Source organism: Pantoea sp. GbtcB22 (genome assembly GCF_019091025.1).
GTDB classification, from domain to species: Bacteria; Pseudomonadota; Gammaproteobacteria; order Enterobacterales; family Enterobacteriaceae; genus Pantoea; species Pantoea leporis.
The window spans coordinates 1-250 of record NZ_JAGXKB010000530.1; the positions used below are offsets into that span (position 1 = coordinate 1).

A 250-nucleotide genomic window follows, 5' to 3' on the forward strand; every position below is an offset into this window, starting at 1 on the left:
AACTTCAGTTTCCAAATCCACAACCTGACCAATCCTTGTCCAATGTTTACGAAAATTAACACAGGCTATCTGAGCACTATTCCAAAGCTATTCGCAAAAGATCAACTCAAAAAGACCACGGGATTAGCGGGAATTTTAGATCTCGCAAAGGAGGCAATATTTGGGCAAAGAAGAGGAAAACTCAAATCTGACTTGCTCGTGGCAATCCAGCAGGATTGAAATGCACTAGGGCATAATCTCCACGTCCTTG

1 protein-coding gene is annotated in these 250 nt (G+C 42.4%); it reads left to right on the forward strand.

Annotated features, from left to right (window positions below; genetic code table 11):
- A partial coding sequence (locus KVT28_RS25915; RefSeq protein ID WP_217551129.1) for a hypothetical protein occupies nt 1-219 on the forward strand: 219 nt, incomplete at its 5' end.
- Nucleotides 220-250: the final 31 nt, after the last annotated feature.